The 23,807-nt window shown below is 35.4% G+C and carries 23 protein-coding genes; 4 read left to right on the top strand and 19 right to left on the bottom strand.

Features of this window, described 5'->3' with window-relative positions:
* Nucleotides 1-74: 74 nt before the first annotated feature.
* Nucleotides 75-2,075 carry a tetratricopeptide repeat protein gene (locus tag AC5YGD_RS06145; RefSeq protein ID WP_496141117.1) on the top strand — a complete coding sequence of 667 codons (2,001 nt, stop codon included), beginning with the start codon at nt 75-77 and terminating at the stop codon, nt 2,073-2,075.
* Between the two features lie 22 nt (nt 2,076-2,097).
* Complete coding sequence (locus tag AC5YGD_RS06150; protein WP_496141118.1) at nt 2,098-2,631, top strand: toxin-antitoxin system YwqK family antitoxin; 534 nt, start codon at nt 2,098-2,100, stop codon at nt 2,629-2,631.
* A 189-nt stretch (nt 2,632-2,820) separates the two neighbouring features.
* Here the strand turns inward: AC5YGD_RS06150 and AC5YGD_RS06155 are convergent, their stop codons facing one another.
* The 5 genes from AC5YGD_RS06155 to AC5YGD_RS06175 form a co-directional block, all read right to left on the bottom strand.
* The gene (locus AC5YGD_RS06155) at nt 2,821-4,470 is read right to left on the bottom strand and encodes a hypothetical protein (RefSeq protein ID WP_496141119.1); all 1,650 of its coding nucleotides are present in this window, start codon (nt 4,468-4,470) and stop codon (nt 2,821-2,823) included.
* Nucleotides 4,471-4,498: 28 nt separating this feature from the next.
* Nucleotides 4,499-7,186 carry a DEAD/DEAH box helicase family protein gene (locus AC5YGD_RS06160; RefSeq protein ID WP_496141120.1) on the bottom strand — a complete coding sequence of 896 codons (2,688 nt, stop codon included), beginning with the start codon at nt 7,184-7,186 and terminating at the stop codon, nt 4,499-4,501.
* A gap of 9 nt (nt 7,187-7,195) precedes the next feature.
* A complete protein-coding gene (locus AC5YGD_RS06165; protein ID WP_496142363.1) occupies nt 7,196-9,433 on the bottom strand; it encodes a DNA methyltransferase in 2,238 nt (745 codons plus the stop codon).
* A gap of 382 nt (nt 9,434-9,815) precedes the next feature.
* Nucleotides 9,816-10,100: a hypothetical protein gene (locus AC5YGD_RS06170; RefSeq protein WP_496141121.1), complete on the bottom strand. Its 285-nt coding sequence runs from the start codon at nt 10,098-10,100 to the stop codon at nt 9,816-9,818.
* 4 nt (nt 10,101-10,104) lie between these two features.
* On the bottom strand, nt 10,105-10,344 hold the full coding sequence (locus tag AC5YGD_RS06175; RefSeq protein ID WP_496141122.1) for a hypothetical protein: 240 nt from the start codon (nt 10,342-10,344) through the stop codon (nt 10,105-10,107).
* A gap of 293 nt (nt 10,345-10,637) precedes the next feature.
* On the opposite strand from AC5YGD_RS06175, the gene AC5YGD_RS06180 reads away from it, so the two are divergent.
* On the top strand, nt 10,638-10,925 hold the full coding sequence (locus AC5YGD_RS06180) for a hypothetical protein (RefSeq protein ID WP_496141123.1): 288 nt from the start codon (nt 10,638-10,640) through the stop codon (nt 10,923-10,925).
* 137 nt (nt 10,926-11,062) lie between these two features.
* On the opposite strand, the gene AC5YGD_RS06185 is transcribed toward AC5YGD_RS06180, so the two are convergent.
* The 12 genes from AC5YGD_RS06185 to AC5YGD_RS06240 all read right to left on the bottom strand — a co-directional run bounded on the left by AC5YGD_RS06185 (nt 11,063) and on the right by AC5YGD_RS06240 (nt 21,418).
* Nucleotides 11,063-11,239: a hypothetical protein gene (locus tag AC5YGD_RS06185; protein ID WP_496141124.1), complete on the bottom strand. Its 177-nt coding sequence runs from the start codon at nt 11,237-11,239 to the stop codon at nt 11,063-11,065.
* Nucleotides 11,240-11,387: 148 nt separating this feature from the next.
* Nucleotides 11,388-11,855 carry a tetratricopeptide repeat protein gene (locus AC5YGD_RS06190; RefSeq protein ID WP_502319131.1) on the bottom strand — a complete coding sequence of 156 codons (468 nt, stop codon included), beginning with the start codon at nt 11,853-11,855 and terminating at the stop codon, nt 11,388-11,390.
* Between the two features lie 115 nt (nt 11,856-11,970).
* Entirely contained in the window at nt 11,971-12,222 is a 252-nt protein-coding gene (locus AC5YGD_RS06195) for a hypothetical protein (protein ID WP_496141126.1), read from the bottom strand.
* A 1-nt stretch (nt 12,223) separates the two neighbouring features.
* Complete coding sequence (locus AC5YGD_RS06200; protein ID WP_496141127.1) at nt 12,224-12,631, bottom strand: hypothetical protein; 408 nt, start codon at nt 12,629-12,631, stop codon at nt 12,224-12,226.
* 45 nt (nt 12,632-12,676) lie between these two features.
* Nucleotides 12,677-13,828 carry a hypothetical protein gene (locus AC5YGD_RS06205; RefSeq protein ID WP_496141128.1) on the bottom strand — a complete coding sequence of 384 codons (1,152 nt, stop codon included), beginning with the start codon at nt 13,826-13,828 and terminating at the stop codon, nt 12,677-12,679.
* A 272-nt stretch (nt 13,829-14,100) separates the two neighbouring features.
* Entirely contained in the window at nt 14,101-14,475 is a 375-nt protein-coding gene (locus AC5YGD_RS06210) for a hypothetical protein (protein WP_496141129.1), read from the bottom strand.
* Nucleotides 14,476-14,504: 29 nt separating this feature from the next.
* Entirely contained in the window at nt 14,505-16,181 is a 1,677-nt protein-coding gene (locus AC5YGD_RS06215; protein WP_496141130.1) for a trypsin-like peptidase domain-containing protein, read from the bottom strand.
* A 25-nt stretch (nt 16,182-16,206) separates the two neighbouring features.
* Nucleotides 16,207-17,217 (bottom strand): tyrosine-type recombinase/integrase, encoded by a 1,011-nt coding sequence (locus AC5YGD_RS06220; protein ID WP_496141131.1) that lies wholly within the window; start codon nt 17,215-17,217, stop codon nt 16,207-16,209.
* Nucleotides 17,218-17,472: 255 nt separating this feature from the next.
* Nucleotides 17,473-18,723, bottom strand: coding sequence for an NADP-dependent isocitrate dehydrogenase (gene icd / locus AC5YGD_RS06225; RefSeq protein WP_271558590.1), 1,251 nt, complete (start codon nt 18,721-18,723; stop codon nt 17,473-17,475).
* 14 nt (nt 18,724-18,737) lie between these two features.
* Nucleotides 18,738-19,241 (bottom strand): ribosomal protein S18-alanine N-acetyltransferase, encoded by a 504-nt coding sequence (gene rimI, locus AC5YGD_RS06230; protein ID WP_496141132.1) that lies wholly within the window; start codon nt 19,239-19,241, stop codon nt 18,738-18,740.
* A complete protein-coding gene (gene ilvA, locus AC5YGD_RS06235; protein ID WP_496141133.1) occupies nt 19,180-20,673 on the bottom strand; it encodes a threonine ammonia-lyase, biosynthetic in 1,494 nt (497 codons plus the stop codon). The genes rimI and ilvA overlap by 62 nt, the downstream gene beginning before the upstream one ends.
* On the bottom strand, nt 20,657-21,418 hold the full coding sequence (locus AC5YGD_RS06240) for an HAD-IA family hydrolase (protein ID WP_496141134.1): 762 nt from the start codon (nt 21,416-21,418) through the stop codon (nt 20,657-20,659). The genes ilvA and AC5YGD_RS06240 overlap by 17 nt, the downstream gene beginning before the upstream one ends.
* A 95-nt stretch (nt 21,419-21,513) precedes the next feature.
* On the opposite strand from AC5YGD_RS06240, the gene dksA reads away from it, so the two are divergent.
* A complete protein-coding gene (gene dksA / locus AC5YGD_RS06245; RefSeq protein WP_271558586.1) occupies nt 21,514-21,927 on the top strand; it encodes an RNA polymerase-binding protein DksA in 414 nt (137 codons plus the stop codon).
* Nucleotides 21,928-21,934: 7 nt separating this feature from the next.
* Here dksA and thiL read toward each other — a convergent pair whose 3' ends face one another.
* A complete protein-coding gene (gene thiL, locus AC5YGD_RS06250; protein ID WP_496141135.1) occupies nt 21,935-22,864 on the bottom strand; it encodes a thiamine-phosphate kinase in 930 nt (309 codons plus the stop codon).
* Nucleotides 22,865-22,868: 4 nt separating this feature from the next.
* Complete coding sequence (locus AC5YGD_RS06255) at nt 22,869-23,807, bottom strand: histone deacetylase family protein (protein WP_496141136.1); 939 nt, start codon at nt 23,805-23,807, stop codon at nt 22,869-22,871.

A 23,807-nucleotide genomic window follows, 5' to 3' on the forward strand; every position in this document is an offset into this window, starting at 1 on the left:
TGTAATTTACAATACCTCAATATATTTATCTTTTTGGTACAATTAAAGACTTAGATTAGAGTGATGAATAATTAATGATGAATTTAACATTTGAAAAGATTTTAGCTGAAGCTGGAAAAGGAGATATAGATTCTCAATACGAATTGGCATCTATGTATAAATCTGGTACGGGCGTCTCAAAAGATCTGAGTGAGGCTTTGAAGTGGTTCGAAAAAGCAGCAAATAAAAATCATACTGAAGCTAATATTGCAATTGGAGACCTGCTTGTAAAAGAAAAAAGAATTAAGCTTGCAGAACATAACATTTCACTTAAGTATTATTACGAAAATTTTGATCCAGAGGCGTTTGTGGAGAGTGATTATGTAACATTAAATCGGTATGGATTGGATGTTTATAAACATTTTGAAGGATATAAGGAGCTAGATGAAGAAAGTGCAGAATTTATAGCATTAATATGGATTGATAGAGCTGCTCGTTTTGGATCATTAGAGGCACAAATTTATCTTTCAGAAATATACTATTACCACGATAACAGAGAATCATATAGATTGACTAAATTAGCTTCTAAACAGGGTGATGCTAACTCCCAAAATCTCTTAGGCTGGATTTACGCTAAGGGTTATACTTACATGGGGTCAGACTATAAAAAGGCTTTAAAGTGCTTCAGTAAAGCTGCTGAAAAAGATAACACTTGTGCTCAATTTTATTTAGGCTGGATGTATGATAATGGTGTAGGAGTTCCTAAGAACTATAAAGAGGCTGCCAAATGGTACAGAAAAGCTGCAGAACAGAGTCATTCTATAGTTTCAGAGTATGAGTTGTTTTACAAGATAGGGTTTCGATCAGAGATGTATGATATAAACATACACAAAGCACAATATCATTTAGGCTTGATGTATGAAAATGGTAAAGGAGTACTTAAGGACCATAAAGAGGCTGTTAAGTGGTATAAAAAAGCTTCAGAGTTGCTTGATGGTGAGACGATTGAAAATTGGTATATAAAAGCTGAATATGAATATGATGTAAAAGCTGAATATGAATATGATGAATATCTTTTCAAAGACCCTGATTTCTGGGAAGATGCTTCAGAGTGGCGCATAACATTTGAGCCAGAAGACCATCTGTTTCCAAGTGGACATGTTTTCGACACATTGGCTTCAACTTTTCACAATTTAGGCATGAAGTATTACCTTGGCGAAGGCGTACTAAAAGACTACGAAAAGGCAGAAAATTATTTTTTAAAGTCTTATCAGATGGGTGATGTGCATTCAGCATATATGTTGCACATTATTGATAGTGGTGAAGATTATTGGGGGGATGACACACGAATGTTTTCATACCTTGAGATGTCAGCAGGTGCAGACATATTTAGTCCTGCTTTTGGTTTTATGGACCAATCTAAGCATTTCGATCTCAATGATATTGAGTTTTATAAAAAAGCAGTTCGTAAAGGGTATGCCAAATCACAATATCTATTGGGAACTATTTATACCGAGACAGAAATTATTAGGGGGCACATAGCAGGTGGACCTCTTAGAGAGATTTCAGAAGCAACTAAATGGTCCATATCAAAATACTGGATAAAAAAAGCTTATGAAAACTCTGATAAAGGTGTAATAAAAAAAGCTGATGATTTTTGGAATAAGCATGAGCTCTGGAAATATGAAGATCATATAGGTCCAAACAATGAGCCTACTGATGACGAAAAAATAAAAAATATAATTAGCATTGATAACAAGTCTGAAGAAAGCTCATTAACCGGAATATTTGGAGGCAGTGCATTTATATCAATAGGAAGGCGCTTTATTAATGGTGATGGCATACTCAAAGATCCAATAAAAGCAATTAAATATTATAAAAAAGCTATTGAGCATAGTAACATAAAGGAAGATCAGCGAGACCTTATGGATGCTAAGGCTAAGTTCGAATTAGGCGTCATATATTATGAAGAAAATAGTGTTAAAGACTATACCGAATCTAAATATTGGATCAATAAAGCTTATGAGAGTTCTGATGCCATCATAAACAAAAAAGCTGAAGATTTTTGGAATAAGAACAAGCTCTGGAATTATTAGCTACTCTTAATACAATTTTAATATGAGCATTAAATTTTTAACTGCATACCACCCTAATGGACAAAAAAAGTCAGAAGGCAACTGGGATGATGGCGTGCCTGTTGGTAATCACTTTACATGGCATGACAATGGCAACAAAGAGTATGAACTGGTTGAAGTTGATGATTCCATAGAGATGGCTACTAGTTGGTATGAGAATGGTCAAATGGAGTCTAAGGGATCAAGGTCTCCAACTCATTACTTAGAGATAGGTCAATGGACTCAATGGTTCGAGAATGGCAATAAGAAATCTGAAGGCTGCTATAAAGGCGAAGATGGACATGATGGTGAATGGAAGTTTTGGCATAGTAATGGTCAATTAGCCTGTTCTGGTTTTTTTAAAGGATATAGAGGAAATGGTCTATGGACTTTCTTCGATAAAGACGGTAAGAGGATTCATGAGCGAGAATATAAAGAGAATGAGCTGCTAGATGTATGGACGAATTTGAGAGCTGATGGATGCTCTGATGAGCTTGTGGATAAGTTTAAAGAATATATTTTTAGAGGTGCAAAATAATTGTTAGATTAATCGTGTTTAAAACACATTAATAATAGGGTACGCCCGTTTAATTTTCATACCCCTACCCTTTTAGTCTATTTATACCTCCAGAGCACCTCTCAGAGCTCCATATTCACCCATATAAAGTACCTTATTTTAGTTTGATGATAATCCCTTAAAGAACCTATTCCAAAGGTGTTTTAAGCGCTAATATAGTTCTTCAGAAAAGGATAAATTAAACCCTGTTTCTTCAAAAACTATTCTGGATAAGTCACTCGTATTTTTAGGCGTGTAATAGACGATACAATCGTGGATTAATAATGCCACATTTGTTGGTTTTGAATGTTTGATTAAGGCGTCTAATACTAATCTTTCATAGCCTTGCAGTAAATGCGCCATGACTTGTGATCGTCTTTCCAATAGTTCACTTTGAATACCTACTGCATTCTTTATAGATTTGTCATCTCCAATAAGGCGATTGTGTGCAATTTCCAATGCTTTGGTTAATTTAATCAGCCAAGGCTTAGTGATAACTCTGCCAATCAAATCTTTATCTCCCTCACAAATATCATAGAGCGAGTACTTCTTATTACTACTGAGTATGGCGCCATAAGTTAAAGCATTAATAATCTCTTTAACAGTTTCAATAGGTGTTTGAAGCTCTGCAGAGAGATCATTTCGTATCTGTTGTTTATCTTTGACATAGTCCCTTATAACTTTAAGCTCAGGAAAGTCAAGGTTTCGCTGCTCTAGTAGTTGTATGAGTATGTTTTGATGAGCAGCATTAATATCATACTCATAACAGCCTTTAAGCGCAGCATAGCGAACACTCTTATGATAGCCTTGTAATGTTGCATTTTTTGCCGTGTAACGTCCAGTTCTCACCTCTTCATAGAAGATAGGAATTGTATTACTTACTTCCTCACGAACGGTTGCTAATAGCTTATTGATTTCCACTAACCTCTCATTTATACTAATTGCATTAAACCCTTTATTTACAAGGGATTCCAGAGATTTTGAGACATTATTTTTTACTTTTACCCCACCTAGAGTCATGAAGTTGTCCTCACCGACCTCTACTATCTCCTCTGCACCCTCTATAAGTGCCAATTGATCGACTAACTCTTCCCATTCCTGACTCCCTTTGACAAGTGCTTCTGCATTTGTTCGGTTGAGTAACTTTTGGCTGTAATTAAGTTGTTCTTGGTGTACTAATAAAGACTCGGTATTGATCTCAATGAGAGCACTAATATTGACTCGTTTTGTAACTCTACTTAAGTTTCTATGAATAGCCCCGCCTAACTGATTAGCTATTTCTTTGGCTGAGTCTCCGCGACTATTAATCATTCCTCTGTGCTCTGAAATCTCTGACTCTTCTTTAGTAAACCAAGTGTCAATAAAGCTTTTAATGCTAGAGTCCAGAATGAAGCCATTTTTAGATCCTGTGACTCCAAGCTTAGAGCGACCTTCGAAAGCCATAATCGTCTTAATAATCCACTTTGTTGGCTCGTGATGAGCGCTTTCTTCTTCTGCTTTGCGAGATAGAACATATCGCCCTTCAATAGCGCCATGCAAGGTGTATTTTGGTCTTAAGAAGTAGCCATTATCATTAACCGCTCGAAAATCTCTTGGATCGGTAAAGTAGCGACTGACTTCTACGTTATCCATTGGAAAGCTATCGGCTCTGCGATTATGAGTATTATGACGAATGAGACCGTTATGATTCCAGAACACAAGCGTATAGCCTGTTTGTATTTTATGAGGAAGTTTAGTGAATTGCTCCCCTAGTACCTGTTGGGACTCATAGAGAAGTGAGGATGGGAATAAGTCAGTTGATGGTGGCTTGCGTTGTTTCAAATATACGTTTTACTTTAAGTTATTAATACTAGTTTTTATACTCTGAAAAGCTTGACATCAATGCATCAAATGTTTTTGGACGGTATTTGTCAAAACTACTTTGATCAACAAACACAAAATCATATCTAACTTCGTTTTGCACTTTGTTGACATCAACACACCATTCTCTAAGTCTTGCCATCTTTAAGGGAACATCTAAGTCTTCGAGCCCTTTAGTCTCAACAATCACAATCGAATTGTCATCACGCTTAACAATAAAGTCTGGATAGTAATATGAAATATTACCATCTGTATTTACGTAATCAACACGATACTGGATTGCAAAATAGTTTTTTGCATAGGAGACAACATCTTCACAATCTTCCAAAAAAGAAGCAAACCTGAGCTCTAAGTGACTATCACCAATAATTTTATTAAATACGCTCTTCTTAGGTCCATCAATGCTATCTTGTTGTTTAACAGTAAACGGTCGTGTATTTCTCAATTTAATGTAGTTTTTAATTTCAGCATCTCCACGATCCTGAATTGTTAAAGCATTAATCTCTTTCTTGAAACTTTCAATTAAAGTTTTAGTTGCCACCAATTCTGATAAATTACGGAGAGTATTTAAATCATCCAAATCAACTACCGTCTTGAATAAGTTATCACGAATAAAGCTTTTAACTTTGCCATATAAAACATCATAACCACTAACCAAGCGCAACTCTTTCATAATAAATTGCGTAAAGTAGCCTATGACAGCTCGATAGTCTGAAACAGAGGTAGAGTCAAGCATAGTGGTATGAGAGATTTCACCAGTTGTAATATCTTTAAAAACAATTTCGCGTTGCTCATCATCAGTAAATAATTTGTAATCGATTTTTGTATGTGCAAAGTTATTAGAATCAAGATCTTCCAAGTTTTTATACTCTCGATAGATGCGTGAAGTTAGTACAGGAATTTTAATATCTAATTTATCAATATCTTTTTCAACATTTTCGTTATCAACTTCGATAATTGTTGGTACGATTGGTTTTGAGTCTTTGCCCATTGCTTTGCGTTCTAACTCAACACCTTCCGACTGTATGCTTTCAACAAAATCCATAAATGCATCTGTACCTACAACACTTACATACTCTTCTGCCTCGTTACCCGGGTACATTTTTCTAAGTCCACGACCTAGTGTCTGCTCTGGCAAGATATTACTCTTTGAAGAATAAGCTCTCAATCCAACAATTGTTGTTACGTTTTTAACATCCCAACCCTCTTTTAACATTAATACTGAAATGACTGCCTTAAATGGACTGTCCCAACTATCAATTTCGTTTGACTGTTTTCGTAACTCGACTAACTCCTCTTGTTTTTTACCTGAAGCAGACTCGCTAATTTCGCCACTTGTGTTAGTGTGAATTGTCAATACTGCATCTTTTAGTTCAGGGAAGTTGCCTTCCAAATATTCAGCAACATCATCACAATTTTTTGTATCATCAGTCATTACAAACAATAGTGCTTTCTTGCCTAGCTTCTCATGCTCCTTATAAGTTTTTCGCCACTCTTCAACACCAAGATTTAAATAGTCTGCGTACTTCTCTGTATAGCGTGAACTCTGTCTTTCAGAAAGTTTTGCTCTACTTGCACTATCGGGTAGCACTGGGTGTTTGACAACATTTTGTGTAATTGCTTCAACGAGTGGATAATCAGAAACTGTTTGTACGAAAATTGAACCATTGTCGTGTTTTGGTGTTGCTGTGACATCTATCTGCAGAGATAGAAAGTGTCCTTTCTGCTGTAAGTGATGATGTATATCCTCAATCGATTTAAACCATGCTAGTTTTTTATCGTGAATATGGTGTGCTTCATCATTAAAAACTACAATTTCATCAATATCTCGAACAATGTCACCAACATTAACTTTTGAGTCTGTTGTTTTACCAACACCTTTTTCACCTAAAAAATAATCCATTGTGTCTTCATCATCAAACGACGCTTCAACATCTTTACCCGAATAAACTCGATGAATATTTGTTAAAAATATGTTGCCTGTTTTGCTTATTACATTTACATCATCTTGTATGTGAAGGGTTAATTGAAAATCATCTCGCCAATTACTATCTTTATAGCCATTATCGGGAACAACTGGATCTTCAAAAAAGATTTTTAGTCCATCAAAGTCGGCACGAATACGATCAAGTACAATAATATTTGGCGTGACCATTAAAAAGTTTCTAGCTAGTTCAGAATTTTCTTCGTAGAGCTTGTGGAAATAACACCATGCAAGTAATAAACTCAGTACTTTAGTTTTACCTGTGCCCGTTCCTGCTTTAATAACTAGTCTTCGCCATGCTTCATCAAACATATTTGGTGAAACTACGCCCAATTCATCAAAACGAATTAAGTCATACTTATCTTTAAACTTGACCACATCATACAAGTAGATCACTGATTCAACTGCTTCACGCTGTGCAAAATAGTACTCAAATCTCACGCTATTTCCATCTAACTGTGGAATCAAATGTTCTGAATTAAACCACCAGTTCAGTAAATTTTTACTTGTTTCGCTTGCTCCTTCGTAGTTGTTATCACGCCATTCTTTTACCTTTTTGCGAACACCTGATACTAATGGCGGCATTAGTTTTTCAAATGAAGATTCTCTTAACGCTTCGTCCGCAGGAAACCACCGAACACTTGGATCCAGTATTTGATGGGGAGAAGAAGGAAAGTCTGGGTGTATAGCCATTTTATTATTCTAAATAGTAACTTCAATTATTTTCATTGTATCATTACCAAAAATATCAACAACTTTCACTGCAACCTTTCGCTTACCTGCCATACACTCTATGTAACTACTAGTTAGTTCAATAGTTCGGTCTTGCTTTGTTCTAAAAGACTGCCACTCGTTTTCAAATACGTACTCACCACTCCAAGCTTCTGTAATTTCGCCTGTGTCTTCATCTTTAACACGCATAATTTCTCGCTTAGATTCAAAATCAAAATCAACACTCCAGTAGTCAATCCAATCAGTCCACTCTTTTGTTAATACTTCACGCTTAGAAATGCCATCTTTATCATTACTTACTTTAACCACCTGTCCTTTGTCAATGATCACTTTTGATTTTTTCTTTCCTAGTGATTCACTCGCGTTAGCATCTTGTGAATAAAATACCGAAAAATCTATTAACTCAATAGCAATTGCGCCTTTTTTAAAGTGTGCTTTAACCTCAATGTAGGAAACATCATGAAATGCAACTTGATTTTTCTCAATTGCGCGCTTATCAAATATATCTCTCGGTATGTATTTCATTGCTAAATCAATGCCTTTACTCTTTGCTTCTTCTTGTATGTTTGGAAACAAACCCATCTCAAATTCAAAACCCAAGATATCAACTTTAGTAATACGTTTTTGCCTACACTCTAAAATAATCTCTTCAACAAATAGCCTCGTAACCGGTAAATTAATTGGTCCAACCGCAACTAATCGATCTGCTCTTCTGCCCTGAAAAGTTATAAATTGCTCAACTTTATCTGCTTTGTATGCATGCAATATTAATTCTAAAAACTTAGTCTCTTTTTGCTCAAGTTGTTTTTGTTGCTCTGCTTCGCGCAGGTTAGTATTAACTCCAATGTAGTGTGCTCTCTCATATTTACCTAAATTAAGTATCTCAAATGCTCGCCAATCTTTATCATCTTTTTTGAGTTGCCTTTGAACGTCAATCATGCGTTTACGAGTTGTATGCACTGAAAATTTACCTAAATCACTACCAATCCACTTACGTCCTAGTTTTTCTGCAACTGCAGGTGTAGTTCCTGAGCCAACAAAAAAATCAGCCACAATATCATTCTCGCTTGATGATGCCTTAATAATACGCTCTATTAAACTTTCAGGCTTTTGTGTGGGATATCCAACAGTTTCTTTACTTTGGGCATGCATAATATATTGTTTTCCACTCCAAATATCAGTTGCTGGAACTCCTATAGTTTCGTATCTTTTTACTCTAGGCATGTTTCCTCTGATCTCAACAAAGCCATCTAACCAGCCTTTGTTAATTCTTTCTTGAGACCAAATCCAATGTTTTCCAACAGGTGGTGAAATTTCAGTACCCCCAAAAACTCTAGATGGTCCTGCTCCTGCTTGAGTAAAATTATCCCAAACATATCTTTTATTTGTTTCAACTTCAACTTCAGGAAATCTTGCCTTAGCTTCCTCCACACTTCTTTTGTCGAATTGAGTTGTGTATGCTCCTTTGTCTGATTTTCTATAAAAGAAAATAGTGTCATGAACGCCACCAAAACCATTAGTTTGTGCTTTTGTTGAAATTGTTTTTTGCCAAATAATTTCATTAACAAAATTATCTTTACCAAAAACTTCATCCAAGATTAAACGCATGTAACTACTAACACGCCAATCACAATGCACATAAACACTGCCATCATCTGCAAGCAAATCACGCATCAGCACCAAACGTTCATAAATCATGCTAATAAAACTATCAGCACCTTTACCCCAAGTATCTCTGTAAGCAAGCTCTTCAATCACACTCGGCTTTTTAGTTAATGTTTCATCACCAATTTCAATATCCATTGAAAAGTCTGCACCAACATCGAACGGTGGGTCAATATAAATTAGTTTAATGCCGCCTTGGGCTTCAATCTCTTCTCTAAGTGGTCCATTCTTTAAACTTGAAAGAATTAACTTGTTATCACCCCAAATAAGTTTGTTATTCCAACCTTTGACTTGTCTGCCTGTTTCAGTATCAAACAAGCTACCTTGCATCTCACGCTTTTCCTCACTCCTTGGTTCATCAACTTGCTCAATAACCTGAAATGGCAGAACTACATTAGTCACATCACCTGTTTTTCCATTCCAAACAAGCTCAACTTCTTTCTTATCTTTAAACAGTAAAAATCTATACTTTTCAGGCAACGATTTACCAGCCTCTAAGTATTTGGTAATATCTCTAATTTCGTGTTCGCTAAGTTTCAATATTTATCCTTAAAAAATTGTTCTATTGTAAAAAACAGATTTCATGTCAATTGAGGAGTTTTTATAAAAGGTTTATTAATGAATTATATACAACCAGCTTACAGATTAATTTTATAAACAAATTAATCTATTTATAAATTACTGCAGTATTTCATTGTTTCTGATGAGCCATTTAGCATACAGTTAAGGTATTCATAATCCATTAACCAAAATGCTAAAGTAAATATACCTAATGGTACTGAAAATATGATTAAGTACCTAATACCTAGCTTGCGTCGGTCAGTACGTATTAAGCTGATACCATAGAAGAAGCTGAATGCCCAAAGGGCTAAAAAGAAAAATAATAGCATTTATTGGAGTAGTTTTTTCATAAGATTAAACAACATTAGTCAACCCAAAAACAAATATGAGAAAATTTCTCTTCCAAGCCTCTTCCATAAATACGCGCACAAAAATCAAAAAATTCATATTGAGTATGGTCGGCACTAAGGTAGCCTCCTTCAATTAGCTCTTTGTATTGCATTTGATAGACATCACCATAGATGTAGTTGTTTGTTATGTAGATTAATAAAAAAAATACAGCTGTAATAATTGGAATTGCTATGTAAAGGGCTTTTATTTGCCTCTTTACAGATTCCTTTGTTTGTTCTTCAGTCCAAGATTTATTCAAAATACTACCAGTTACCCTTCGTTACGCAGCTAAACATAGCATCCGCTCCTTTGCTAAACTCTCTTTCAGTGTCGGTCTGAGGATTGCAGAGCTTTACTACATCTTGTTTAGTGTAATCCTCATCTAAGTAACCCTGCCTTATTAATTCATCTAACTCTCCATTTGCCATCATATCCATTACTATCCACTGAAGAGCGAAAAGTCCCAAGAGAACAATAAATATAATTTTTAGCGCTTTTTTCATACTGTCCAGAACAAATAAAGAAAGGTACTTGGAGTAAAGAAGACTATAAGTATTAAAGGTGTTACAAGCTTTAGCTTATTATTTTTAAATGAGCGAATAACTAATAATATTATTGAAATAATAATGGCAATAAACATTATGGTTTCCACAATACAACCTACTACAGGGGAGCATAGATGAGGTCCTGCTAGAGAGCCTAAGAGCAACCAAGTTCCTATTATTGAGCTTAATCCCCAAGTAAACCAGTATCTTTTACCTATTACTATGTTTTCCTTTGTTTTCATATTCAAGGTGTGAAAGCCTCCCCACCTGGAAAAACTCCTGGGTTAGTCTCCATTAACCATATTCCAAAAAACATTGACGCGACAATAAACAAAATAGGGATAGAAAATATTATTATGATTGCTTTTCCTAGCTTACGATACTTTGTAAGCTTTATGAAAAATAGTCCAAAAAAGAAGAGAAATAACCATCCTGGATATAGCGGAATTGAATTGAGAAAGTTAATCAAGGTGTGTAAGCAATTCCACCAGGGTGACTCTCAGGCGATACAAGAAGTAAAAATAGAATACAGCCTATAAGAATATACAAAGCAGGGATAAAAAATATGATTATGATTACTTTTTCGAGCTTAGGATGTTTTGTAATCTTTATGAAAAATAGTCCAAAAAAGAAGGGAAATAACCATCCTGGGTAAAGTGGAATTGAAGTGAAAAAGTTAATCAACTGAAGATTCTGTTGATAGTGGCATACCACCTTCTGCCCAATAGTCATCTGGTCCAGCAGAAGCGAAAGCAAGTGTAATTATTATTATGGCAAAAAAGTAAAGAACTCCGTAAACAATTGCATCTGCTATAGACACAAGCGATTCGAAAAGTGAACTTAGCATTTCCATAGAATTATGTCTTTAGTAGCCACTAGTTATGACTCTGCAATTTACCATCCTGATGTGAGGATTTCCTTTACAAAGTAAGCAAATAAAATTACTAATTCTGCGTAGAAAATAACTTTAATCCATTCTTTAGTTAGAGTAATCTTATCCATTAATATTTAGCCAGTTCGTGAGTGTGATAAAGAAAGTATGATGCCTGCGCATACCTTTCATTAGTGCTATCAATAGCTTTTTCTAGCCAGTACTTTGCTTTTGTTAAATCTTTCTCTATGCCTGAGCCAACAAGATAAGCAGAGCCTATACCAAACTGACAAGGAGCATATCCTAATTCAGCAGACTTAAGCCACCACTTAGCAGCATCTTCATCACTCTGAACAATCCAGTAACCTTCTTTTTTGTACATAGTGCCAAACTCACACATAGCCTTAGGGTTTCCATCCATTGCTCTTTGGGCAATATTGACAAGCTCCATCTGTCCTTTTTTTACATCACCAGCTTCAGCATAAGCAACAGCTTCATCTAGGTCGGCATTGGCAGCAGTTGAGATAAGAATTCCGAGTGAGAGACCAACAACTACGGCAAGTAGTTTCTCCCAGTGTGATGGTTTTCTAATGATCATGTGGTTCATTCTAGGCTTCAAATATGAAGCCTAAATGAAGATTAGGAGTTGATTAGAGAAAGATTAGATGAAGTTAATTAAGAAATTAAAGTTCTAAATCCCCTAGTTTTTTCATTTAATAGTTTTCTTGTTGTTGATCTTCTAATTCTTGTCTTTCAATATCATCTAGGTTGCTTTGATGAATGTCTTTTAATAACCTATATATGCCATCTTTATTCTGACGACCAAGCCAAATAGAGCCGCATACCATTGTTAGCCAAATAAACAAGCCCTCTCCCCCAACAAATATCGAAAAAATGTGTTGGCTCAGTAAGTAACCACCTACAATGAAAATCAATATGGATAGAGCTGTAATTAGTTTCGTCATATTATTTAGGCATTATCATCGTTTCTGATGGGTTGCTTCCTCCTGATGAATACATTTTTTGGTAATCATATTCTTGAAAGTCTTGCTCTCTTTTCCAGCTTTGAAACATTTCATAATCTTTAAATTGTTTGGCGTTGCCATTTAAGCTTGTTAAGGGACAGTCTGGTTCAATTCTTGCTTTAAACTGCTCCGCTTCCTTTTTTGAATTAAAGGCATTAACCTTAACAGCTGGATATCGTTGTGTATTTCTATAAGTAACAACGCCCCATAAATGTTGCAATGGAGGTGTTTCATGAAAAATTTCATATGAAAAACTTTCGCTATCTTCCGATGCAGTACATGGTGCAAGATACAAAACAAACATTCTGTCATCATTATAAAATTGTCCATTAAATTCTATAGATTTCACTTTTAATAAATCTCCTTAATAGTTAACTACTAATCAGTTTTTTCATTAGTAATGTATCAGTGGTATGACATCATATACTTCGCTGTTCAAAGTTTTCCTTACTGTTGATATTTTATAACTAGGTAACAATGTAATTTGATTATCAGGCGTGAATGTAATTTGATTAAGCGAAAGTCTGCTTGTATCATGCATCCATCCATCCAGAGTTGTAAACTCTAGAATCCAATTACTACCCAATTTCGTTAAAGTAGGCTTAATAATCCCTGACAGGGACTCATGTCCTTTTTCTTTTGCTATCTTTACCAATTCATCATGTGACAAGGTTTCAACCTCTTCAGAAGTAAATCCACCATATCTATAGTCCGAAAAAACCGCCTCAATTGCCCTTGTTTTTATAATTTCAGCCGTCATTTTTTGGGCGGCAAGTTCAGCAGCTGTTAACCCAGCAGTAGCTTTTGTATCATTTAATTGAGTTACAGCAGCATGAGCAGCATAAACATCTTCCACTCTCTCAGCATTAGAACCTTTTTGATTCAGTTTTGGATTTTCAATCCTAACTTCGTATCCATTGGACCTAAAAATATCTCTTATATCATCTATTACTCCGGCACCACTATTGCCATTTCTCAGCAATACAGCTGATACAAAATATGCTAAATTTGAAGGATTAGCGGTTTCAAATTGAAACTTCTCATGCCTTAATAAACGCTCCAAACTACTTGCTCTTGATTTACCATAAAGGTAGTTTATTGATTTACCGTCAGTATAGAAAAGACCACCAGTCGCAGGACCCGGCAATAGCATCCATTCTAGTTCTAAGGAATAACTAGTTACTGTAAAAATTAGATGATTTTTAAACAATCCGTAATCTCTAGGAGAAAGCTCTAAACCCCAATAAAGATTCACATATATGTTGGCTAAATTTTCCAACTCTTTATTTATTAATACATCTATTGCATATTTTTCTTCTTCATCAATCGTTATGTCATATTGCTCAAGTAGCAATTCTAATTTTTGTTCTGCTTCTAGTTCTGCATGTTTTAGTTCTAAATAATAGGGTGTCTTCTTTAGAGCTGATGTCAACTGAGATATTCCAGCTATAAAATCTTGGTTAGTTGGTAGTGGGATATTAGATTTTGAGTAAGCTGAGCCAATTAAGACAAAAGATAGAACTAAAAGTAGGAGTAGTTTCTTCACAAACTTATTGTAGTTTATTTTTTAATTAAATACTACTCACTACCTACCAATACAGCTCAATCTACACCATAAATTCATCAAGAAGACATAAAGCAGTTATTTTGCAAGCCTAGAATTGAAGCTATTAAAGCATTCTCCTAAGGCTAAAGTGAGGTTAGTTTATTGACAGGTAGCGAGCACTCTCACATCAAAGTAACTCTCCTCTTGACTTTGATTGTTCGCTATATATTTAACTCTTAAAACATATGCAAAAACTCTTACTACTATTATTTCTATCTCTCTCTTCTCGAAAGAAAAAATGAAACGGTATATGTAATGATTATTACAGTTGCTGGATACATAGTAACAAAGCCTAGAAGCTCATCTCTTGGATAATAAACACCTACAAGAAACTTAAGAAGAACCCAAAAGGATTGGAGTATTAGTAGCCATATTAAGGCTAAGTTAACAATTGGAATACATAATAAAATAAATAAAATAGGATAGCCCCAGAAGGTTCGTAATATTGGAAGCCAAATATCAAGATAGATGCCTAATGCGTAATAGGTTATATCTGGCATTAAAATAAAATATAAAAAAGATCCTATTAAAAAAGGAATAGATAGAATATTAGGGACAAAATTAATAATTATTTTAAATAAATTCATAATTTTAAATAGTGCAGTCTATTCTGAAATTAATTACCCTGGAAATCACTAAAAAAAACTTCTCTTGTAAACATCACCTTATCTGTTTTAGCCATTTTTTCATACTGCGCTGTTGTCATTCCACAAGCAAGGTAAAAAGTTCCTTGATTAAATAAATCATTCCTATCTTTAACAGAAAGCTCGCTATTATTCTGTACTTGAAGATCTATACCTTGGCTTCTGAATAAACCAATCGCCATCATGGAATTAACAGCAAAATTAAAACCTTCTGGGACTGAGCCCAATTCTTCGAGTGCTTTTTCTCTATTAAGCTTACTAACAGCAATACCTATTGCATTTCCTTTTGTATCAACTATTGGACCTCCACTATTGCCACTGTTTATATCTGCATCTATTTGAAATTTAGATATGTCATCACCAGGACCCATCAAAGCACTAATAATCCCTCTATTAACAGTTATAGACGAACTAATTCTTTTGCCAAAAGGAAAGCCAGCTGCATAAATATCATCTGATAAGTAAACCTCTGTACTTAGAGTGTAAATTTTCGATGGCTTAAAATCACTGATAAGAATTGCTAAATCATTTTTGGGATCTTGAGAGATAACTGTTGTTATATATGATCTACCTTTGTTATGAACCGTTACTTCAGAGCATCCATCAATGACATGATGATTAGTTAAGATATGCCCATCAAAAGTCGTTGCAAAACCTGTTCCAGATCCTGCCCTATATATTGTATCGTCTTTTGCTTCTATGCAAGAATTGCCACTTTTTTCAAAGCCTGGATTACAGTTCCAGCCTGAGCCTGAAGCATAAGCATTTGGAGGTATTGAAATCTCTTTAACACAACTATCACCACTTATTTTGAATCCTGAAATACAAGTAAACCCCTCACCCCATGATTTAGTCATCGCGTTCCTAGGAAGTTTTAAACAATCTTGATTTTTTTCATAGTAACCACTAAAACAACTCCAGCCATTTGGAGCACTTGATATATAAGCATGTTGAGGTATATTTGTATCAACGCATTTATTGCCAATTTGTTGATATCCATTAATACAACTCCAACCAATAGAAGCACTAGATGCATAGGCATTAGCAGGGACTACTGTTTTATAAATACATTTTGAGCCACTTCTTCTGTAAGTTTTTAAACAAGCATATCCGTTATGAAGATAACTCTTGTTCAAAGGAAGTTTAGTTACAGCCGTTCCACCTGAGCCTGAATCTGAATCTGCATTTGATTCTATACATGTTGGAGGAAATGCCGAACTTGTCTCATAACCAGAATTACATTTAAAGTTTGAAACAGATATTTTTCTAGCATTTTTTGGAACTTTAATGCAAGCGGTTTTACTTTTGTTTCTGTAGAAGTCATCTTTACAATACCAACGAGTACCTCCAGCTGCTATAGCCCCATTTGGAATTTTAATATTTTGTTCAGCTTCTTGATTACTTGCAGATTTATTTGTCTCGTTATTTGTGGAATATTTCTTACCATTACAAGTTAATCCCCTCTTCTTAGCTTCATTAATATAATCCTCTGGAACAGGCACAACATCAAACCAGCTGCAAACTGATGCATCACTTAGCCCAGAATAATCAATATCGTGGAGATGCTCTGATAGTTGACCATCTGCAACACTAGTACTCGTAAATCCGAGAGATAGTATTAATGATAATGATAATATTAATTTCGACATTAACTTATTGTAGTTCATTATGTATTTAAATACCACCCATCACTCGATTAATAAGACTGGACTTATGCTCAATACATAGATGAGCATAACGCTTAGTAACACTGATTTGTTTATGCCCCAAGACATCTGCTATCTCCAAGAGAGATGCCCCAGATTGAGCTAAATAGGAAGCACAGGAATGACGAAGGTCGTGGAATCTAAAGTCCTTAATTTCGGCATCCTCGAGAGCCTTCTTCCAAGGCTTTGTAAAGCAATAAGCAACCTCTTCTTTAATCTTAGAGGCAAAGATGAGACTACTATCTTTGGTATCAAATAGGCGTAGCTCTTTAATAACCGAATTAGTCAAAGGCAGAACCTTAGGCTGACCATTTTTAGTGGTAGAGACATAAGCCGTTCTTCTGTCAAAATCGATGTTATTCCACCTCAGTTTAGTAAGTTCTCCCTTGCGTGCTCCAGTCGTTATAGCAAGTAGTACTAATAGGTACAATTTATCCCACTGAGAGGCTCTAGAAGAGCTAAATAGACGCGTTCTTTCAGCTTCGGATAAGAACCTTATTCGCTCATTATTCTCTGGCAGAGAGGGGATTTTGCGGACAGGGTTTTCTGGTAAGTCATGCTCTCTACAAGCATAAGAAAATACCACGGATATAGCTGCTTTGTATCGATTAATAGTAGCATTTGCAAGCTTGCTTGGTAGGTTATGTAAACCATTAGTAATATCATGTTTACTGATATACATTAGCTGCTCACTTCCAATGAGGTTTTCCCAATAATTTAGCTTGCTTTTTTGATCGGCTAAACTCTTACCTTTGAAACCATGTTTTAAATAATCAACTAATAGCTCACTAAAAGTAATCTTACTATTATTACCTCTAAAAATAGACTGTAATTGTCGATCAACTTCCATCTTTGAAACAAACTGCGAAGCTAGACTCTTAGAAGGAAAAGTTTTGGTAATTGATTTAAGCCCTTTTCTACGAATATAGACTCGGTATGAAATACCTTTTAAGTTGGTAATCTTTTGTATGCTCGACATTGTCAATTCTCCAGTTAAGTGCACGAAAATTGCACGAAATACGAAGATTATTAGTCGAAAAAAAAGGACTACCCTTAGGAAGTCCTTACGTAAGCTGGCTAATGGCTCAAACTAGAACAGGGACACACGGATTAACAGTCCGTTGCTCTACCAACTGAGCTATCAGGGAATAGCGTGAGATTATAACGAGCTATGAATTTTGAGTCAATCAAATCTTTGCTTTTATAGCCTCAACTTGTCGATTTATTTTTGAACTTATTTTATTGAATCCTTTAGAGCCTCTCCAAACTCAGAACAAGATAGTAAAGTAGCTCCATCTATAAGCCTCTCTAAGTCATATGTAACCGTTCTTTTTTGAATTGTTTTAGCCATTGCATGAAGTATCAAATCAGCAGCCTCTGTCCACCCCATATGTCTAAGCATCATCTCTGCAGATAAAATCATAGACCCAGGATTTACCTTGTTTTGACCCGCGTATTTAGGAGCAGTACCATGAGTAGCCTCAAACACTGAAATATCATCAGAAAGGTTCGCTCCAGGAGCAATACCAATACCACCTACCTGGGCTGCTAGAGCATCAGATATATAGTCACCATTAAGATTTAAAGTTGCGATAACTGAATACTCATCAGGCCTTAAAAGTATTTGCTGTAGAAACGCATCAGCAATTGAGTCTTTAATAATGATTTCTTTACCCGTATTTGGATTAGTAAAGCTACACCAAGGGCCACCATCAATTTCTTTTGCACCAAACTCATCTTTAGCAAGCTGATAAGCACAATCTCTAAATAACCCCTCTGTAAACTTCATAATATTGCCTTTATGGACAATTGTCACAGATGGCTTATCATTATCAATCGCGTACTGAATAGCAGCTCTTACGAGCCTTGAAGTTCCCTCTATTGATACAGGCTTAATACCGATACCAGATGTTTCAGGAAAACGAATTTTAGTTGCACCCATCTCTTTTTGAAGAAACTCAATGACTTTCTTTACTTCCTTTGAACCTTGCGGAAATTCAATGCCCGCATAGATATCCTCAGAGTTCTCTCTAAAGATCACCATATCAATCTTTTCAGGCGTCTTAACTGGTGATGGAGTTCCATCAAAATACTGGACAGGGCGAAGACAAATATAGAGATCTAAAATCTGCCTTATCGCAACATTAAGTGACCTCATGCCGCCGCCAACTGGTGTCGTTAATGGCCCTTTTATATTAACTACAAATTCTTTGATTGCATCCACTGTCTCCTCTGGCAAGTACTCACCATAGATGCTGTCTGCTTTTTCACCTGCAAAAATCTCCATCCACTGAATCTCTCTTTCGCCGTTATATGCTTTTTTGACAACAGCATTAACAACATCGAGCATTACAGGAGTAATATCAACACCAATTCCATCACCCTCTATATAGGTAACGATTGGTTTATTAGGAACAACGAGCACGTTATCCTTTATTGAGATTGCCTCTCCAGTAGTTGGAACTGTGATATTTTTATAGGTCATTAAGATTTTTTTGTTTAGAATTTAAGACGCATTATTATACCGTCTTCTTTCTGATTTGGGTGTTTTGAGTTATTCATATAGTAATTTTTTCTTAGTGAAATCTCCTCAAATCCATGTCTCAAGTAAAAAGCGATGGCGGTCTGATTACTCACTCTTACCTCTAACATAATCTGACTAATCATTCTATCTTTAAGCTCTTTAATAAGATAATGAAGTAGTTTATTACCATAGCCTTTTCCTTGACAAGCTTTATTGATACTAATATTTAAGATATCAGCAGTATCGAGTGCGGGCATAGCCATCAAAAAACCAATAATTTGATTTTTAATACTAATTGAGTAGCATAAATTAACTGGATTTAGAATACTCTCAATAAGCTGATTTTTAGACCAAGGATTATGAGAATTTTGTTGCTCTATTAATACTATAGAGTCGATATCATCACGACTAAGTCTGTTAAAGGAAATACTGATAGGCTTTATTATCGGTTTCGTTTTTATAGTAATACCCAAGCTCATCAAACTTTGACTCTAGCTCTTTGATATCCTCGACCTGAAGTCCAATTAAAACCCTTCCATAGTCCGCGCCATGATTGCGATAATGAAAAAGAGAGATATTCCATTCTGTCTTAACTTTTTTAAGAAAACTTAAAAGTGCACCTGGTCGCTCTGGAAATTCAAATCTGTAGATAACCTCATTTTCTGCATTAGCATGACCACCAACCATGTATCTAATGTGAGTTATTGCCATTGAGTTATCACTCATATCAAATACTTCAAAAGAGTTACTTAGTCTTGCAATAAGTGCTTGTTTTTCAGATTCACCTTTAGTTAGCTTGACGCCTACAAAAATATGCGCATCTTTCTTTGCAGAATATCGATAATTAAACTCAGTAACTGCATTGTTATCTAATAACTCACAAAACCTTAAAAAGCTACCTGGCTCTTCGGGAATAGTAACAGCAACTATAGCCTCATTAACTTCACCTAAGTCAGCTCTTTCGGCAATATACCTAAGTCTATCAAAGTTGACATTAGAGCCAGATACAATTGAAACAATATTTTTATTTTTAAGGCCATGCTCTAGGATATATTTTTTAACACCTGCTGTTGCAAGAGCTCCTGCGGGCTCTGAGATTGAACGAACGTCCTCATAGATATCTTTAATAGCGGCGCACATTTCATCGTTGCTAACCAAAATGACATCATCAACACATTCTTTTGCAATCTCAAATGGAAGTTCACCAATTTGTTTGACAGCAACGCCATCAGCAAAACGCCCAACATCGTCAAGCACAACTCTTTCATTAGCCTCTAATGCTTTAAAAAGGGTCGGTGAGTCAACTGGCTCAACTCCGATTACTTTAATGTGTGGAGCATAATGCTTAATATAGCTTGCCATTCCCGAGATAAGTCCACCACCACCAACAGGAGAGAAGACATAGTCTATTTGATCAAGCTGAGCTAAGATTTCTTTTGCAACAGTTGCCTGTCCTGCAATAACCTCAAAATCATCATAAGGACTTATAAAACATAAATCTTTCTCAGATACTAGCTTTTTAGCATGGACAAATGCATCATCATAGACATCTCCAAAAAGAATAACTTCTGCTCCTAATTCTTGAACTGCTCGAACTTTAATCTGTGGTGTGCTAGTAGGCATAACGATTGTTGCCTTTATGCTTAATTTGCTCGCACCAAGAGCAACTCCTTGCGCATGATTTCCAGCAGATGAGGCGATTACGCCTTTGGCTTTCTGCTCATCGCTCATTGAGCTCATTTTTTGATAAGCACCACGAAGTTTAAATGAGTGAATAATCTGATCATCTTCGCGTTTTAAGTAAACTTGGTTAGCAAATTTTTTACTCAATTGCGTTGCAATTGACAGAGGCGACACTTTAGCAACTTCATATACAGAACTGTTGTCAGCCAACTTAACGATTGCACTCATAGAGCTCCTTTATATAATCTACGCTTACCAGTGTATGAGTGGTTGGCGTTCCATTTACTATCTGAAAAGGTTGATCGTCTTCACCTAAATGGTCAAGAACAACTAAAGCACCCTTAAAGTTTTTCGTATTAGTATACTCGCTAAGAGTAATAACTGTCTTTAGACCTGCAGAAGTTGCTGACTGAAAACCAATTTCTGAGTCCTCAATAACAACACATTCGCTGCATTCAAAATTCATTTTATCAAGAACATAATCATAAATATCAGAAGCTGGCTTTTTTTTATCAACAATATCGCCAGCCACTACAACTTCAAAATTTTCTAACGCACCCTTTCCAAGAGTTGACTCAAGAATCGCCTTAACATTATTAAATGAGGTTGTAGTTGCTATTGCTAACTTCAAGTTATGGTTAAGAGCATCATTAATAAGCCTTTCAACGCCAATACGCAGTGAAATAAAACCTGCAGATATTTTGTTAATAAAAATCTCAGTTTTTTTATTATGGATATTAACGATATCACTCTCGCTTAACGACCATTTTAGTTTTGGATTATAGTTATTAATATAGAAAGACAATCTTTCTTTACCTCCACTTACTGATAACAGTGCCCCGTACAAAGCGCTATCCCAATACCAATCTAGCTCATAAAAATCAAAAGCCTCATTAAATGCTTTAAGGTGACCATCATGCTCTGTATTAGCAATCGTTCCATCCACATCAAATATTATTGCTTTAAGAGTCATAATAAATATAATTAAATAGGCCAATTTGAAAAAAAATCATTGCTATTTTAAGCAATTTTTGGTAAAAACTATCTTTTTTTACACAACTAACTCAAATGACTTCTGAACCAAACTTTGATGAAATCCCAGCTTACATTCCAAAAAAGAGTGAAGACTTTATGTCAGCCGGTCAGCTTAAGCACTTTATCCATAAGCTTAATGTCTGGAGAGAGCAATTAGTTTTCGAGGCCGAAACGACTATTAATCACATCCAAGAAGACTCCACTCCAGTTGCTGATATTAATGACAGAGCTACTATTGAAGAAGAGTTTGCGCTTGAGTTAAGAACTAGGGATCGTGAAAGAAAACTTATCAATAAAATTGATAAGACACTTCATTTGATAGATACTGGTGACTATGGATATTGCAAAACTTGTGGTATCGAAATTGCCCTCAATCGCTTAGAGGCTCGACCAACTGCTGATCAATGTATTGACTGTAAGACGGTAGAAGAAAGAAAAGAAATTTAGTAAATCTTTAGAAGTGCTGATATGATTTGCCCTGGCCATCATAGCCTTTAATTTTTAGTTTCTTTGAGTCATTAATAACCCCTATCTTTGTAACTCTTATTTTACAAATTTCAGCTATTTTCATTATTTCTGAATTTAAACTTTCTGGCGCTGTAAAGCATAATTCATAGTCATCACCTCCACAAACTGCTAATGACCAATCATCATTATCTGCGATATAATTAGCCATTGATTGGCTTAAGGGGAGTTTTTGAATATCAATCATTGCCCCTACTTTTGAGGCTTTTATGATATGAGATAAATCTTGCTCAAGCCCATCAGATATATCGATACATGAGCTTGCTATTCCCTTTATAGCGATACCAAGTTCAAGTCTTGGTATTGGTTTATTAAGCCTTATCATTTCTGCTTTATGGGGCTTTTCACCCTCATTAATTTTTTTTAGACAGAGAGCAGCATCACCAATCTCACCTGAGAGATATATGTTGTCACCACTCATAGCACCTGATCTCTTAATCGCTTTTGATTTTTCAACAACCCCCATCATAGTAATAGTTATATTAAGAGCACCTCTAGTGGTATCACCTCCAATTAAGCTCACATTATATTTTTTAGATGCCTCTTTGAGAGACTTAGAAAAATGCTCCAACCAATTCTCATCTAATTTAGGAAGAGTTATTGCAAGTGTGAAGTATTTTGCTGTCGCGCCCATTGCTGCAATATCACTTAAATTAACTGCTAACGATTTATAAGCTATGTCTTCAGGAGATGTGTCTTTAAAAAAGTGCACACCTTCTGAAAATGTATCTGTTGAGGTAACTAATTGATAGCCTGAATCAAGATCAAAAATAGCAGCATCATCACCAATGCCTAATTCAATAGTAGAGTCAGATAATGGCCAATTAAAGTAATTTTGTATTAATTCAAACTCATTCATATCTTTAATTACTTAGAGCCTCTAAGTGGGCTTCAATGCACTCTGAAAGCGCCTGAAGATCATAACCACCTTCAAGAAAAGAAATGACTCTTCCATTACTATGTCGTTTGGCAATTTCTACAATATTTTGCGTCAAAGTGTAATAATCTTCAGACTCTAGATTGATGCTCGCTAAAGGATCTCTTTTGTGGGCATCAAAGCCAGCAGAAATGAGTATTACTTCTGGCTCAAATAAATCAACATTTTTTAAAATTTTCGTTTCAAATATTTCCATAAACTTATCTCTAGTAGTATCTGAAGATATTGGCGCATTAAATATATTACCTACTCCGGTATCAGCCTCTACCCCTGTTCCAGGAAATAAAGGATGCTGATGAATTGAGCCATAAAAAACACTTTTATCATTATAAAAAATTTCCTGTGTACCGTTGCCATGGTGCACATCAAAATCAATAATCGCTATTTTATTGATATTAAATTTACTCTGTAAATACCTAGCAGTAACAGCAGCGTTGTTTATAAAGCAGAATCCATTTGCTCTTGATGTTTCTGCGTGATGACCAGGCGGACGTACTGCACAAAAGAGTCTTTTTGTTAATCCACTCATCAATTCATTAGCTGACTCAATGCCTGCTCCACAAGCTCTTAATATTGCCTCTTTACTTTGAGGACAAAGAATAGTATCAGCATAAGGCTCTTTTTCTACACCAACAAGCCCAGAGATTGGAATCATTGAAAGCAAGTCGTCAATATAAGATTGGGGGTGAACAAGATTTATAGTTTTTAAGTCTGCCAATGGAGAGTCTTTAAAAGATATATTAAGTTGACTAATACCTTTAATTGAATCAAGTATTACTTCTAAGCGTTCTTTTCTCTCAGGATGGTTTTTACCATTATCTTTTGCTATACAATCTAAATGCGAGAAAACAGTTATATCTTCCAT

The organism is Candidatus Pseudothioglobus sp. uisw_070, assembly GCF_059512545.2.

Excerpts from the sequence above, each read along its gene's own strand:
- AC5YGD_RS06145 (WP_496141117.1), top strand. The coding sequence starts at position 75 with ATGATGAATTTAACATTTGAAAAGATTTTAGCTGAAGCTGGAAAAGGA.
- AC5YGD_RS06150 (WP_496141118.1), top strand. The coding sequence starts at position 2,098 with ATGAGCATTAAATTTTTAACTGCATACCACCCTAATGGACAAAAAAAG.
- AC5YGD_RS06160 (WP_496141120.1), bottom strand. The coding sequence starts at position 7,186 with ATGGCTATACACCCAGACTTTCCTTCTTCTCCCCATCAAATACTGGAT.
- AC5YGD_RS06175 (WP_496141122.1), bottom strand. The coding sequence starts at position 10,344 with ATGAAAAAAGCGCTAAAAATTATATTTATTGTTCTCTTGGGACTTTTC.
- AC5YGD_RS06185 (WP_496141124.1), bottom strand. The coding sequence starts at position 11,239 with ATGGAAATGCTAAGTTCACTTTTCGAATCGCTTGTGTCTATAGCAGAT.
- AC5YGD_RS06190 (WP_502319131.1), bottom strand. The coding sequence starts at position 11,855 with ATGATCATTAGAAAACCATCACACTGGGAGAAACTACTTGCCGTAGTT.
- AC5YGD_RS06195 (WP_496141126.1), bottom strand. The coding sequence starts at position 12,222 with ATGACGAAACTAATTACAGCTCTATCCATATTGATTTTCATTGTAGGT.
- AC5YGD_RS06210 (WP_496141129.1), bottom strand. The coding sequence starts at position 14,475 with ATGAATTTATTTAAAATAATTATTAATTTTGTCCCTAATATTCTATCT.
- AC5YGD_RS06215 (WP_496141130.1), bottom strand. The coding sequence starts at position 16,181 with ATGTCGAAATTAATATTATCATTATCATTAATACTATCTCTCGGATTT.
- AC5YGD_RS06220 (WP_496141131.1), bottom strand. The coding sequence starts at position 17,217 with ATGTCGAGCATACAAAAGATTACCAACTTAAAAGGTATTTCATACCGA.
- icd (WP_271558590.1), bottom strand. The coding sequence starts at position 18,723 with ATGACCTATAAAAATATCACAGTTCCAACTACTGGAGAGGCAATCTCA.
- rimI (WP_496141132.1), bottom strand. The coding sequence starts at position 19,241 with ATGAGCTTGGGTATTACTATAAAAACGAAACCGATAATAAAGCCTATC.
- ilvA (WP_496141133.1), bottom strand. The coding sequence starts at position 20,673 with ATGAGTGCAATCGTTAAGTTGGCTGACAACAGTTCTGTATATGAAGTT.
- AC5YGD_RS06240 (WP_496141134.1), bottom strand. The coding sequence starts at position 21,418 with ATGACTCTTAAAGCAATAATATTTGATGTGGATGGAACGATTGCTAAT.
- dksA (WP_271558586.1), top strand. The coding sequence starts at position 21,514 with ATGACTTCTGAACCAAACTTTGATGAAATCCCAGCTTACATTCCAAAA.
- thiL (WP_496141135.1), bottom strand. The coding sequence starts at position 22,864 with ATGAATGAGTTTGAATTAATACAAAATTACTTTAATTGGCCATTATCT.
- AC5YGD_RS06255 (WP_496141136.1), bottom strand. The coding sequence starts at position 23,807 with ATGGAAGATATAACTGTTTTCTCGCATTTAGATTGTATAGCAAAAGAT.